11 protein-coding genes are annotated in these 13,196 nt (G+C 43.9%); 5 read left to right on the forward strand and 6 right to left on the reverse strand.

All coding sequences use genetic code 11. From position 1 onward, the window contains the following. Positions 1–39 precede the first annotated feature (39 nt). The 5 genes from ACMXYR_RS05250 to ACMXYR_RS05270 are packed head-to-tail and all read right to left on the reverse strand — an operon-like array spanning position 40 to position 5,290. Positions 40–744 carry a FadR/GntR family transcriptional regulator gene (locus ACMXYR_RS05250; RefSeq protein ID WP_415887537.1) on the reverse strand — a complete coding sequence of 235 codons (705 nt, stop codon included), beginning with the start codon at positions 742–744 and terminating at the stop codon, positions 40–42. A gap of 59 nt (positions 745–803) precedes the next feature. Continuing rightward, positions 804–2,897, reverse strand: coding sequence for a 4Fe-4S binding protein (locus tag ACMXYR_RS05255; RefSeq protein ID WP_415887539.1), 2,094 nt, complete (start codon positions 2,895–2,897; stop codon positions 804–806). Between the two features lie 32 nt (positions 2,898–2,929). Further along, positions 2,930–3,814, reverse strand: coding sequence for an SMP-30/gluconolactonase/LRE family protein (locus tag ACMXYR_RS05260; protein WP_415887540.1), 885 nt, complete (start codon positions 3,812–3,814; stop codon positions 2,930–2,932). 24 nt (positions 3,815–3,838) lie between these two features. Beyond that, entirely contained in the window at positions 3,839–4,306 is a 468-nt protein-coding gene (locus tag ACMXYR_RS05265; RefSeq protein ID WP_415887542.1) for a hypothetical protein, read from the reverse strand. A 54-nt stretch (positions 4,307–4,360) separates the two neighbouring features. Next, complete coding sequence (locus tag ACMXYR_RS05270) at positions 4,361–5,290, reverse strand: hypothetical protein (protein WP_415887543.1); 930 nt, start codon at positions 5,288–5,290, stop codon at positions 4,361–4,363. A gap of 517 nt (positions 5,291–5,807) precedes the next feature. On the opposite strand from ACMXYR_RS05270, the gene ACMXYR_RS05275 reads away from it, so the two are divergent. The 5 genes from ACMXYR_RS05275 to ACMXYR_RS05295 all read left to right on the forward strand — a co-directional run bounded on the left by ACMXYR_RS05275 (position 5,808) and on the right by ACMXYR_RS05295 (position 11,298). Further along, positions 5,808–6,371 carry a ubiquinol-cytochrome c reductase iron-sulfur subunit gene (locus ACMXYR_RS05275; RefSeq protein WP_415887545.1) on the forward strand — a complete coding sequence of 188 codons (564 nt, stop codon included), beginning with the start codon at positions 5,808–5,810 and terminating at the stop codon, positions 6,369–6,371. A 68-nt stretch (positions 6,372–6,439) separates the two neighbouring features. Then, complete coding sequence (locus tag ACMXYR_RS05280; protein ID WP_415887546.1) at positions 6,440–8,230, forward strand: PQQ-dependent dehydrogenase, methanol/ethanol family; 1,791 nt, start codon at positions 6,440–6,442, stop codon at positions 8,228–8,230. Positions 8,231–8,317: 87 nt separating this feature from the next. Next, positions 8,318–9,757 (forward strand): aldehyde dehydrogenase, encoded by a 1,440-nt coding sequence (gene aldA, locus ACMXYR_RS05285; RefSeq protein ID WP_415887548.1) that lies wholly within the window; start codon positions 8,318–8,320, stop codon positions 9,755–9,757. 65 nt (positions 9,758–9,822) lie between these two features. Next, positions 9,823–10,278: a hypothetical protein gene (locus ACMXYR_RS05290; RefSeq protein WP_415903192.1), complete on the forward strand. Its 456-nt coding sequence runs from the start codon at positions 9,823–9,825 to the stop codon at positions 10,276–10,278. Between the two features lie 483 nt (positions 10,279–10,761). Beyond that, positions 10,762–11,298 carry a DUF1097 family protein gene (locus ACMXYR_RS05295; protein WP_415887552.1) on the forward strand — a complete coding sequence of 179 codons (537 nt, stop codon included), beginning with the start codon at positions 10,762–10,764 and terminating at the stop codon, positions 11,296–11,298. A gap of 405 nt (positions 11,299–11,703) precedes the next feature. Here the strand turns inward: ACMXYR_RS05295 and ACMXYR_RS05300 are convergent, their stop codons facing one another. Continuing rightward, the gene (locus ACMXYR_RS05300) at positions 11,704–13,185 is read right to left on the reverse strand and encodes an aldehyde dehydrogenase family protein (RefSeq protein WP_415887554.1); all 1,482 of its coding nucleotides are present in this window, start codon (positions 13,183–13,185) and stop codon (positions 11,704–11,706) included. Between the last annotated feature and the right edge of the window lie 11 nt (positions 13,186–13,196).

A 13,196-nucleotide genomic window follows, 5' to 3' on the forward strand; every position in this document is an offset into this window, starting at 1 on the left:
AGTGTCTATCTGAATTGATAGCAAGTGCTATGCCATGAGCTACTCAGTTTCTTCAAATAGTTCTCGTGTAAAGTCGATATGCTCTATAGCCGCTGCTTTTGCTGCTTGTGGGTCTCGATTAATAATTTCCTGGTAAATTTTAGAGTGTTGGGCAGCAATACTATCCGGGTAACGCCCACATTTTTTTAAGGTATTGTCCAATACTGCATAAATGGCATTGAAATAACGGTTGTAGAATATTTGGCTGAAAGACATAATAAAAAAATTGTGACTGGCTTCCGCAATCATCATGTGGAAATTGAGATCTGCTTTTGCTTTAGTCAGCGTTGTATTGCCATTATTACGCGTCTGCATTTCCTTATATTCCAGACCTATTCGATCTAGATGCTGTTCGGTAGCTCTTAACGCTGCATAGAACGCTGCTTCCCCTTCCAGCGCAGCGCGTATCTCCATTACCTGCTTCTGCAATTGGATATCATCAACATTGTGCTCTTGTGGCCAGTCAAACATAGGTTCCAACAGGTTACGGCAGACTGTACCCCCGCCATGATAGGTTTCTACCAAACCCTTTGATTGTAGATCCTGGATCGCTTCTCTAACCGTAGCTCTGGACAATTGGTGCTGAGTTGCTAACTGACGTTGCGATGTCAATTTCTGCCCTGGTGAAATCGCACCCTGTAAAATATTTCGCTGCAATATTCGACTCAGCTGTTGGCTTAGTGTTTCTTCTTGGTGAATGCTCACTTTAATGATTGTTTTCTAATCTGAGTTATTTGGAGTTCCAGCGTTACTTAAACTACGTATCAGGAAGTGGTACTTGAACAATCTACACTTACAGCTTCTATCATTTGTGCCTTCCTTCTTTTCTTATCAGCAGCGACTTCAATTGCGCATAGAGAGGGATTGTTATTAATAACAATGCATTCAAGGCATTGCACACATTCCTTCATATCGATTTTTCCCTGCTTGCTGATGGCATCAATTTCACAGTTCATGCGACAATTTTGGCAGGGAGAACCACACTCGGCTCTGCGGGTTAGCCAATTGAATACAGGTATCGAACCTAAAATTGCCAGACAGGCACCGAGTGGGCAGAGATAACGGCAGTAGAATTTATGCACTTTGAGTGCGAGTAAAATCAGAATGATGGCGTAGATAACGTACTGCCATTCGCGGACGAAATACATCGTAATACTGGTTTTAAATGGTTCCAGTTCTGCCAGTGTTTCGCCTAATGTCAGAGAGTAGAAAGAAGCACCGATAATGGCTAACAGCAGAAGGAACTTAAGCTTTTGTAAGCGGTTATGTTGTTTAGGTTTGATCTTCCATTGCTTGATGTTGAGCTTTTTCGCCAGCAATCCGGCAAACTCCTGAATCGCACCGAACGGGCATAGCCAGCCGCAGAAAAGACCGCGCCCAAATAAAACTAAACTGATCAGTACATAACAACCCAGTATGAAGATGATCGGATCAAGTAAAAAAAGATCGAGAGATGAACCGTCAATCAGAAGGTGTTGAATGGTTAGAACATTTACAATACTGAGCTGGCCCTGGGCATAAAAACCGATGAACAATACCGTGTAAGTCAGGTATACCCACCGTATTTTATGGAACCTACCTGGATCAAGAACAGCATAGTGTTGATTGATAAAGAGAACGCTAAGCAGAGTTAATCCTAAAAGCAGTACTGCTATCTTATTTTGTTGTTGTTGCCATAGCTGTTTCCATAGAGGAATTTCCTTATCTTCAGCACTTAAATCCTGGCTGAAATGTTCCTCAGGTAGCCTGTAAATCTCTTTAAGCTTTGCTTTTTTACTCGCTATAAACTCCAGGTTGGTTCGGCTCAGAGGGTCAAATGTTGCAACCAACGGCACACGCAGCAGTGAGATTTCTTGCCAGTTATTATCAGGTAACTTTAATTGCTCGGTGATGCCTGAAGGTGATACAGGCTTGTGGATAACTTCAGCACCACGCTGTTTGATTTTCAGGAACCTTGAAAAGTTTTGCCCTTGCCAACCCTCTTTACTGAGAAGCAGCAGGTATTGATCTGACGTATTGATTTGGTCTTTCCAGTTTGCGTATTCGGTTTCAGATAACAGGTTACGCGCGACCAAAGGGTGACTCATATATGCAATATAGAGTTCGGTGATGGGTTTTGCGTTATCAATGGCAACTGGCTGACTGGGGTAGCCTAGCTTCTTGTCTAACTGAGCTGTCTGAATCTGCTGTTGGTAAATAGGCCAGTGTTGTATCAGACCTGTTTCAACAAGTTCATCAAAAGACATTACCTTAAAACTGTCGAGCTTAGGAATGCTTTTGTTTAGAGCCGCATATCCTGCCAGCTCTTTTGCACGAGCAGCTGCCCGTGCGGCTTTAGTAATGGTTGTATTGATGCCACCGGTGGTTACTGTAGCGCTGGTGATACCGTCGATATAAGTGCTTTTTCCACTGCCTTTTAGCTCTTGTTGGTTATCGCCGCGAACATAAATATTGTTGGATGCTGGAACGTCGATCAACTGTTCCATATATCTGACTAATATTTGTGGACCGTCTCCTTTCAAAAAGATGGGCTCATAGTGTTCAAGAACCTCAAAACCCGTGTAATGACCTTGCGGGTTTAGTCCGATCAATATATCGATAGGCTTTCCGCTATAACCGCGTACAGGGAACAGTTCAGCTGTTCTAAACGCATAGCCTTCGATATCACCAAAGCGATATACCGGAATAATACTCAGGTCACGGTCTTCCTGATGCATGTGACTGGCATTGGGAAAAAGCTTCTGCAGAGCAGGAGAGAGAGGGATTTCGGATGCAGCTACAAGATTAACTGACTGTAAAAACCAACAGAGGAGAAAGAATACTGCTGTTCTAGCAGAAATATAATTTTTGTAAGACACAGTAGTATTCGCTCCTCAGTGATCCGGTGGCTTTATTTCTTGATGGAGTAGGCGACAAGGTTGCCTTTTTGCATCTGTGGAATCAGAAGGAGTCTTTTACTGCGTAGATAGAGCATGTCAGCGCTTCCCTGACCCAGCTCTAGTAAGGTGCTTACTTCTCCGTTTGATTTCACCAGTTTGAGCTTGCCTTGCATCCAGTCGGTTACCAGGAAGCTGTTGTTATCGCGTTTAGCGAGGCCATCCAGGTTGCCTATTGGCTTACCATCCGCAAAGTCTTTTATGCTCTTATCTTCAGGAGAGATCAGCAGAATATGACCGGGAACATCGGTTTTCCAGCCCTCGGTAGGTTTGCCCCAACTGCCAACAATGATGTGTTTATTATCGATATAAAGACCGTTAGGGTTCTCTAGTCTTGGATCTTCAAGCCAAGTTTTAAATTTACCCTGATAGAGGCGATAAAGGCGGTTGGTCGCGGTGTCAGTTACATAGATAACACCACTGCTGGTTACAGCGATATCGTTAAGAAAACTCTTCTCGTCCGCTTTGAAGCGTTTGGTTACTTTTGCGGTTTCTACATCAATCACCAGCAGTTCATTGATGTCGGTGACGAACAACTTTTTACCAAGCATCGCCATGCCTTTCGGAGCATTGAGCCCATCAATCCATTTCAGTTTCTCAATTTTTCCGTCATTGGCAATAAGTGATATAAATCCATTTCCATCCACTGCATCTGGCTCACCATTGATGCTAGAAACGTAGATGGAGCGACGCATAATGTCATAAACGACGGATTCAGGTTGTTTTAATTCGTTCTTGGTTTGCCACTGTTTTTCAAGATTTAAGTTATCAGCCATCACTGAGCAGCTGAGAGGGAGTAACAGAGACAAAGAAAGTTGTAAGGTCAGTTTTTTTAGCATGGTAAAGATCTCCAGTGGTCCCTGTTAATGAGTGATGGTTTGGGCTGTTTTCATTGCTTGCTGCTCGGCCTGTTTGCAGAACTTCTCCCTTGCTGGCTTGTTTGCTAGAGAGATCTCAAGGCCTTTCTTTATCCCCGTCCGGTAGTGCCTGATGTCGCTGAACAACGCATTGTTGTAGAGATCCCATTCGTCATCACTCATCTGTCGTGCGATCTCAGTGGCTTGTACATTCTGACTACCTGCAACGATAAATGAGTCATAAACAGCACGTTTTAAGCCATTTACCGTGAGTCCGATTTCGTCAGCCAGGTCATTATGCTGGCACCAGTTCAGGACCGTCTGGTTTTCAATTTGAGGTCCATGGCTACGTATCATTTCGGTGAAAATATCGCGCTGTAACTTAATCAGCAGATCGGGTTGTTCAGCCGCAGCCGCTTTGTTTACGACTAAAAAGGAGCAGCCAAGTAGTAGAGATATAAAAAGTTTTTTCATGTTACTTCTCTTAAATAAATTGGAGCTAAGTGCTTAAACCTGTTCCCTAAGGGCTTAAAGCTCGCTGATGATGGAACGCATCTTTTCCAGATAGATTGATTCAGGAATAGTGCCTTGTTCATACAACTCTTGGAGTTGGCGAAGGCGTGCTTCTACGGAGGACGGTTTAACGGTATTCGTGACCGCTGGTTGAATTGTGGCCTGTTCCAGTTTTTTAATGCGCTCTTCTAACGCATTCTGCTGTTGGCTCTCTTGTGCTTTTTGTTCGTTGGAAAGGTATTTCTGTTCCAACTGATCTTTATGAGCAACTTCCTGAATATAGTCGTAATTCTGATCAAGACTGATACGAACCCAATCATGACGCTGGTTGACTAACTCTGCACCCGAAAAAGGTTGTAGCTGCCAATCATGTTGGCCGACTTTACTTGTATTGCCTGTATCAAGTTTAAAGTTGGCTAGTTCTACATTAGAAGCGAAACGACTGTTGCTGACCCCCTCGCCTGAGCGAACATATTTTTTGTGCAGATCAACGTGTATCTCACCAAAGATCATGTTCAGGTTGTTATCTTTTATAAAAGCCGTACCACTTACGGAAAGGTTTTTATTTCCAAAATAGACACTTTTAAAGTCAGAAACAGAGAAAGTGACGGCTTCGTTTGTTGCTGCTTTGGTCAGAGCTTTGCTGAGGCCTTGAGCGAGCAGGTCAATCTCTTTATTTGAAAACACACGGCTGTGTTGATCTGTTGAACTGTCCATCAGATTTAAAAGACTGGCAGACGTTTTATCACTGATTCTTAGCTGGCTAAGTATCCTCGCCAGTTTTTCTGGCTCGATTTGAGATGGGTGATCATTGTTTACATCCGCTTTACTTGAGATAGCAATGTAATTGGATTTATCTTTCCAGATCGTTTGTGGGCTTGCTTCTACGATTGATGAAAGAGTCAGTGAAAAAAAAAGTAGGTTAGTCAGCTTGGCACGATTCACGGCTTGTATCCTTATTATGGTTTTTATATCCGTTTACTCAACGCAATTTATATGCCAGTAGAATTAAGATCTGAGCTGCCCAGTTTAGAAAGGGTTTATTAAAGAGTTTTAGGACTTGGCTGTAGTGATTGTGCAGCAGTTGTTGCGAGCTGTGGCTTTCTACTGCTACACCTGTTTCTCTGTTGAGTGGGGTTGATCATAGGGGGGGGATTGAGTTTCAGTTTTTAATGGTTTTTTTTATAGGGGGTTTTGTTGGCTTGTAGTCTGCTAGTGTAGCGAAGGTGCAACGTTTGTTGCAGACAGTTGTTCGCCTTTATCTGGTTGGCCTGATAACCCTCACGCTTTTCTTTGCTGAGGATTGTTTTTTTAATCCTTGTATTTCAATGTGTTATCGATATTTCTCTTGGTCTTTTCTTTTTTGGCACGTTGATTGCCATTTTATCTGCGTCTCGTTGTTTCTTCTGATTGCTAGTCGACACCATCGAGAACTCAAAAAGATAAAGAACGGTGAAATATCGTGGAACGTAGATCATTTTTAAAGTCTTGTGCCTGCATTGCAGCTGTAGGTGCGACAGAAGGCTTGGCCACTCGTGCAGAAGCTGCATCTAAAACGCCTGAAAAAACCCGTCCTCAGCCGGGTGATCTGTTAGTGATTGAAGATGGGCATGGTAATGCTCGTGCTATCTCTGCCTCAGAGTTAGTCCAGGAATCTCAGCAGGTTATGGCTTTTCCTCAAGACCCTAAAACCGGTGTGATTCGCAGCGGTTCTCGATTTAACAAAGTAATGGTGATGCGCCTTGATCCAGCATTGATGGATGAGCAGACCAAGAAGAATTCTGCGGATGGTGTTGTTGCCTATTCTGCAATCTGTACTCATCAAGGCTGTGACGTGAACTCTTACATCGAAGATAAGAAAGAGTTCTTCTGTTTCTGCCATTACTCAAGATTTGATCCTTATGCTGCAGGCAAAGTAACCAACGGTCCAGCCACCAAAAAATTGGCAATGCTTCCAATAGAAATAAAAGACGACCTGTTGGTGGTTAAAGAGCCATTTACGCGTAAACCGGGTTACAAGAAATAAGTTAATACAGAGTCTCTATTCCCCGGGGTGGGGTTACCAAGAAGACAATAAAAACAGGAGTGAGCTATATGTCATTAGCTAAACGATTTGGGGCGCTGGCAATTGCTGTTGCTGTCGTACCTACTGCATTTGCAGTAGGCGGCGGGGCTACAGCTAAGTCAAACCCATTGACGAACTACAGTCCGGTAACTGAAGACCGACTGAAAAACCCAGAGCCAGAAAACTGGCTGCAGTGGCGTGGTAACTATGAAGGTTGGACATATAGTCCTCTGGAACAGATCAACGCTGATAACATCGATGATTTGGTACCTGTATGGTCTTACTCTACGGGTGAGTTGGAAGGTCATCAGGCCCCACCAATCGTAAATGACGGTGTGATGTTCATCTCTACACCAAACAATCAGGTAATTGCATTGAATGCAGAAACTGGTGATGAACTGTGGCGTTATAAAAAAGAGATTCCTGAAGAGCTGTTTCAGCTGCACCCAACTAACCGTGGTGTAGGCTTGTATGGCGATAAGGTTTATCTAGCTGCAACGGATGCATGTCTGGTAGCGCTAGATGCAAAAACTGGTGAGGAATCTTGGGTAACGTGTGTTGCTGATTGGCAAGATGGTTACTACATGACTCTGTCTCCACTGATCGCTAAAGGTCAGGTAATGGTAGGTGTTTCAGGTGGTGAGTACGGTATCCGTGGTCACGTTACAGCGGTAGATGCTGAAACAGGTAAGATCTCCTGGAAAACTCACACAATCCCGGCTCCAGGTGAGCCAGGTAGTGAAACCTGGAAGGGCGATGCGTGGAAAACGGGTGGTGCATCTGTATGGATTGCCGGTACTTATGATTCCGATTTGGGTGTAGCTTTCTATGGTACGGGTAACGGTGGTCCATGGATGCCTGATACGCGACCAGGTGATAACTTATACGCAAACTCTGTAATCGCTCTTGATGTTGAGACGGGTAAACTGAAAGGTTACCACCAGTATCATCACAATGATGCTTGGGATTGGGATGAAGTATCTCCTCCTGTAATTATCGACTACAAGCATAAAGGTAAAAACATCAAAGGCCTTGTGCATGCAGGTCGTAATGGTTACCTGTGGACGCTTGAGCGTAACAAAGATGGTTCCATCGATTTCGTAGATGCAGAAAAATACGTGAAACAGAACGTATTCAAGAGCATCGATCCAAAAACTGGTCGTCCAACTTACGATCCAGCCCACACACCAGGTACTGGTAAAAAGGTAACTTTCTGTCCTTCTCTGTGGGGTGGTAAAGATTGGCCGCCAGAAGCTTACAGCCCTAAAACAGGTCTGTTCTACATCCCAGCTCATGAGAACCTGTGTTCTGAAATGGGTGGTGTGAAGATGGGCCCACGTAAGTCTGGTGAGCTGTTTATCGGTGTACCTATTGCTGACATCTTAACTAACATCCGTCTGGCTGACGGTGCTGAAGATCACATCGGTGAGATTCAGGCTTGGGATATCAAAAAAGGTAAGAAAGTATGGCAGTTCAACATGAAAGAGATGAACTGGGGCCCACTTCTGGCGACAGGCGGTAACCTGCTGTTCTCCGGTGGTGGTAATGACCGTATCTTCCGTGCACTGGATGCTCGTACTGGTAAGAAACTGTGGCAGTACCGCGCTAACTCAGGCATCACTGCAGTACCTTCTAGCTGGATGGTGAATGGTACTCAGTTCATCGGTGTACAGGCTGGTTGGGGTGTTGACGCACAGCGTATGCAGGGTGCATTCGATGCTGTGATGGATCACACAACTACAGTTCCTCAGGGTGGTGTACTGCACGTATTCGCTCTTAAGAAAAATGCTAAGAAGTTGATGGACGCAGCTTCTCGATAAGCTGACCTCCCTCCGAGCTAGATAGCTTACTACCCCTTCGGTACGCTATCTGGCTCTTTTTCCTGAAGAATAAAAGAGATTAATGTCATGTCTGAAGTCCCTGTATATCGTAACTACATCAATGGCGAGTTCATGGCTGAGCCCAGCAGTACGATTGATGTTTTTAATCCAGCCAACGGCCAATTGTTATCCCGCGTACCCGAAGCCAATCAAGGTGAAGTTGAGCAGGCTGTTACTGCCGCGAAAGCAGCTCAGAAGAGCTGGGCTGCAAAACCAGCCAATGAGCGTGCAAGCTACCTTCGCAAAATTGCTAACAAAATTCGTGAAAATGCTGACCGCTTAGCGCGAGTCATTACAGAAGAACAGGGTAAAGTACTAAGTCTGGCCCGTGTAGAAGTTGACTTCACAGCAGACTATATGGACTACATGGCTGAGTGGGCGCGTCGTATAGAAGGTGAGGTTATTACCAGTGATCGTCCAGGTGAGAATATTTTCCTATTCCATAAACCAGTTGGCGTAGTTGCCGGAATCCTGCCATGGAATTTTCCTTTTTTCCTTATCGCACGCAAAATGGCGCCAGCTTTGGTAACGGGCAATACCATCGTTGTCAAACCAAGTGAAGAAACGCCGAATAACTGTTTCGAATTTACAAAATTGGTAGCTGAAACAGATCTGCCAGAAGGCGTATTCAACGTTGTTTGTGGTACGGGTGGTAATGTTGGCAGTTCTTTAACAACACACACTGGTGTGGATCTGATTAGCTTTACCGGAAGTGTGGAGACAGGTGCGCGTATCATGGCGGCAGCTGCTCCTAATATCACTAAACTGAACCTTGAATTAGGTGGTAAAGCTCCTGCAATCGTTATGGCAGATGCTGATCTGGATCTCGCTGTAAATGCAATTAAGAGCTCCCGTGTAATTAACTCCGGTCAGGTATGTAATTGTGCAGAGCGTGTTTATGTTCAAGCGTCAGTTGCTGATGAGTTTGTTAGTAAAATCACGGCGGCAATGGCTGCTACTACTTACGGCGATCCAATTGCTCAGCCTGATGTTGATATGGGGCCGTTGGTAAACAAAATTGGTCTCGATAAAGTTGCAGCAATGGTTGAAACTGCCAAGCAACAAGGTGCAACGGTGACAACCGGTGGTGCTGTAGCTGATTTAGGCCAGGGCTTCCATTATCAGCCAACAGTGCTAGCAGGCTGTAACGGTGACATGGAGATCATGAATAAAGAGATCTTTGGTGCTGTATTACCAATTCAGGTTGTTAACGATCTGGATGAGGCGATCGCTTATGCGAATGCTTCTGAATATGGCCTTACCTCTTCAATCTACACCCGCGATCTAAGCCAGGCTATGCGTGCTGTGAATCAGTTGGACTTCGGTGAAACTTACGTAAACCGTGAGAACTTTGAAGCGATGCAAGGTTTCCATGCTGGCGTACGTAAGTCAGGTATTGGCGGTGCGGATGGTAAGCATGGCTTGTATGAGTATACACATACTCATGTCGCTTACATCCAGTGTTAATTGAGCTGAAATTTTTCTGATGGGGGGGGCTCCCCCTCATTCAGGGTAATGGGATAAGAATGAGCATGGATAGATTTAAACGTAAGCTCGCCCTGTTAGATATTCCTGTATTTGAAATTGCAGATGAAAACGAAATAAAGCCAAGGGTTGCCAGCTATCTGCATAAAAATGGCATAGTTATAGGGAAACAGTCATGTAGTATTGGTACTGAGCCTGAATGTTCATTGGTCTCCGATCAGAGTGGCGGGAATGATATAGTCGTAGAGAGCTATACCGCTCTTTTAGGCGTAGAAGAAAGTGGCATATTTATTATTGAGCGTAATTTGGCTGAACGATTAAATAGTTATAGGGAGCAAACTTATTCTGTAATTCTGCTTAGTGAATGCAATATCGTTGAGAGTGTCGAAGTTGCTCTGCTCAGAATAGGCAGTGGTTCAGATTTTAATGATAAACAGTTTGTAGTGATTCAGCCTGAATCTCTCTCTGCACAGAGTTTGGTATTCATCTTAAAAAGTATTTAGCCTGAATTTTTTTAATAGAATTTTTATTCCTTATGGTAAAACTCCTTCGGTTTTAAACAATATCACCTTTCACCTTTCACCTTTCACCTTTCACCTTTCACCTTTCACCTTTCACCTTTCACCTTTCACCTTTCACCTTTCACCTTTCACCTTTTTAATTGTTTGTTCTGATTGTCTGCCTATGTCGAGTGTTTTAGAACCGCTACAGTTGATGGGTCATATGTAGCATAAATAAATAACATAATTATTCTCGGTATTAAAAAGACTTAAATATCTTTGAGTATGTCTAAGTTATGTAACAGGTGACTGAGCTTAATGTGGAATAAATTAAACGAATCTAGAAAATAAAATGAATTTTATGTTTTTTTATTTATTTTTCGTTGGATTTATATTTTTGGCATCATCCATGCAGTTACTAAATCTAAAGTTGGCAATATGCCAAATGATAAACTCAAATTAAAAATAATTTAGGAAAAGTAATTTATGAACCCTTTAACTGCAACCTCTTTGAGCATCGCAATTTTTGGTGCAATTGCTACCTGGATGGCGCTGAGCCTGCTATCTGGTTTTGTTCTTATTTGGGCTATCTTTATTGCCTGGGCTGCTTTTGCAGCACTTGGTGCAGACAATGCTGCATTCAAAGATACAGTCGTTTGTGGCCTATTTGGTGTAATTATAGGATGGATCGGTGCCTATGGTTTTCTGGCTCTGCCATTTGGAGTTGTACTGGGTACGCCTTTATGGGCTGCAATTGTGGTTGCTGTAACGGCATTTGCTGTTGTATTCGCTTCAAATTTATCTTTCCTAGGGGCGGTTCCTGCGTCAGTGCTTGCTTATGCAGCAACGTTTGCATATTTGCTGCAGACAGAAGGCAAAATGTCACTTACGACATTAACTTCAGGCTCTTTTGAAAATCCTCTGTTGATTATCTCGTTATCGGTCATTCTTGGTGCTGTTTTTGGCAAGTTGTCTACGGTAGCTGCAGGAAGTGTATCTGCTGACGTAGAAGCCAGTGCTTAAAGAGTTAATTAATAATTCAGTACTTAGTCTTTGTTGATTTAGATCCAGTCGCTCTCGATACTGCTTCCTCTACAGCAGTATCACCCCGCTTGTATTCACGGCGGATTTTGCCCCGGTCCTAGGATCGGGGCTTTTTTATGTGCTTAAAAAGGGGCTAAGAGTTTGTTTGTTAGTACGTATGCACAAGAGATATACTAAAAGGTATGAAGCTTGTTTATGTTATTGATGTTGCGTCGGAATGGTGCCCTTAGCGTAATATCGGCTCAGTGGCTTTTGCGGTGAAACTCACAAGGAACTGCTACTCGAAATTTTTATAAATTACTGTTCACTAAGCTAGCTAGAATCGTTGGGAGAATAAAAAAACCGGTACTAGAATAGTACCGGCTTTGAATTATTCTTTTGTAGTTAGCCCAATGGGCGAGCTATAGTAAGGTCTCGCAAGTAATCATAGAAAGTTTCAGGGCTGTTAACGCCACCACCTACTCCACTCATATTGATACCGCCATAAGGCAAGCCGTAGGCGAATACGTTGTGAGCGTTGATCCAGCTATTACCACCAACCATCTGTTCGGCAACGCGGTTGCAGCGTTCAATATCTTCACTAAACACACTGTTAGCCAGGCCGTAGTCCAGACTATTTACGAGCTCAATGGCTTCATCTTCATCCTTGAATTTTACAAGGTATGCGGCTGGGCCAAAGATTTCTTCACGGAAGCAGACATTATCTGGTGCCCCCCCCAGAAGATAAGGAGCTACATAGAAACCATCATCGTTACCGTCAACGGCTACTGTGCCGCCTTCAAGAATCTGCTCAGCGCCTTCGCTGAGACCTTTATCCAGATAACTTAGAACGGAATCTTGCTGAGTCTGGCTAACAACTGGGCCCATCTGCGTAGTAGGGTCAAGACTAGGGCCGATTTTTGTAGCTTTTAGTGCTGCTGTAACTTTTTCTACAAAATCATCATAGATATCTTCATGAAGTAACCAGCGAGTTGCTGTGCAGCACACCTGTCCAGTATTTAAGGTGATGGCACCAGACAGTTGCTCAACTGCATTTTCAATATCTGCGTCTGGGAAGACTACTGCGGCACCTTTACCGCCTAGTTCAAGCTTGCATGGAATAGGACGCTGTCCACACATTGAGGCAATCTGTTTACCCACACCAGAGGAGCCCGTGAAAGAGATCCTTCTGACTTTAGGGTTCTCAATCATAGGCGTACCCACAGCACCACCAGAGCCTACTACTACATTGATAACACCTGCAGGGATTCCAACTTCTTCAGCTAATTTACACACGTACAGAGTTGTCAGAGGTGTAAGTTCCGCTGGCTTTATAACAACGGTGTTACCCGCTGCCAGAGCAGGAATGACATTCCACATTAGAAGATCAAAAGGGAAGTTCCAAGGGAAAATAAAGCCACATACGCCGTATGGGGCACGGTGAACGCGGGCTTCCATGTCCTGAAGTTCCAGAGGTTTGCCGTAATCTGCGGTTTTGGCCAATTCCGCATAATAGCGAACGCATTCGATACCGAAAGGAACGTCAAAGCCTTCCGCATTGACGAATGCTTTACCAACATCAAGCGCTTCAAGCTGGGCTAATGTATGCGATTTACTTTCAAGCTTTTCTGCAAGTTTTACGAGATATTCAGAGCGTTCTTCTGGAGATAATTTGGACCAGTATTTAAATGCTTTGTCCGCCCCCTCGACAGCAAGATCGACATCTTCTTTACCGCCTGAGGATATCGTAGCGATTACAGTGCCATCAGAAGGGCTTATAACTTCTTTTTGTTTTTTTGACGGGCTGTCCTGCCAGGTACCATTGATGAACTGCTTAAGTGGCTGTGCCAGAAATTCTTGAGCCTGAGGGCATAAATTTGTAGACATAAATATCTCCA

It is taken from the genome of Neptuniibacter sp. QD29_5 (assembly GCF_047778125.1).
Classification (GTDB): Bacteria; Pseudomonadota; Gammaproteobacteria; order Pseudomonadales; family Balneatricaceae; genus Neptuniibacter.

What these genes read in the sequence shown, in the direction of transcription:
- ACMXYR_RS05260 (WP_415887540.1), bottom strand. Translation starts at nt 3,814, where the DNA reads ATGCTAAAAAAACTGACCTTACAACTTTCTTTGTCTCTGTTACTCCCT.
- ACMXYR_RS05295 (WP_415887552.1), top strand. Translation starts at nt 10,762, where the DNA reads ATGAACCCTTTAACTGCAACCTCTTTGAGCATCGCAATTTTTGGTGCA.
- ACMXYR_RS05280 (WP_415887546.1), top strand. Translation starts at nt 6,440, where the DNA reads ATGTCATTAGCTAAACGATTTGGGGCGCTGGCAATTGCTGTTGCTGTC.
- aldA (WP_415887548.1), top strand. Translation starts at nt 8,318, where the DNA reads ATGTCTGAAGTCCCTGTATATCGTAACTACATCAATGGCGAGTTCATG.
- ACMXYR_RS05290 (WP_415903192.1), top strand. Translation starts at nt 9,823, where the DNA reads ATGGATAGATTTAAACGTAAGCTCGCCCTGTTAGATATTCCTGTATTT.
- ACMXYR_RS05265 (WP_415887542.1), bottom strand. Translation starts at nt 4,306, where the DNA reads ATGAAAAAACTTTTTATATCTCTACTACTTGGCTGCTCCTTTTTAGTC.
- ACMXYR_RS05300 (WP_415887554.1), bottom strand. Translation starts at nt 13,185, where the DNA reads ATGTCTACAAATTTATGCCCTCAGGCTCAAGAATTTCTGGCACAGCCA.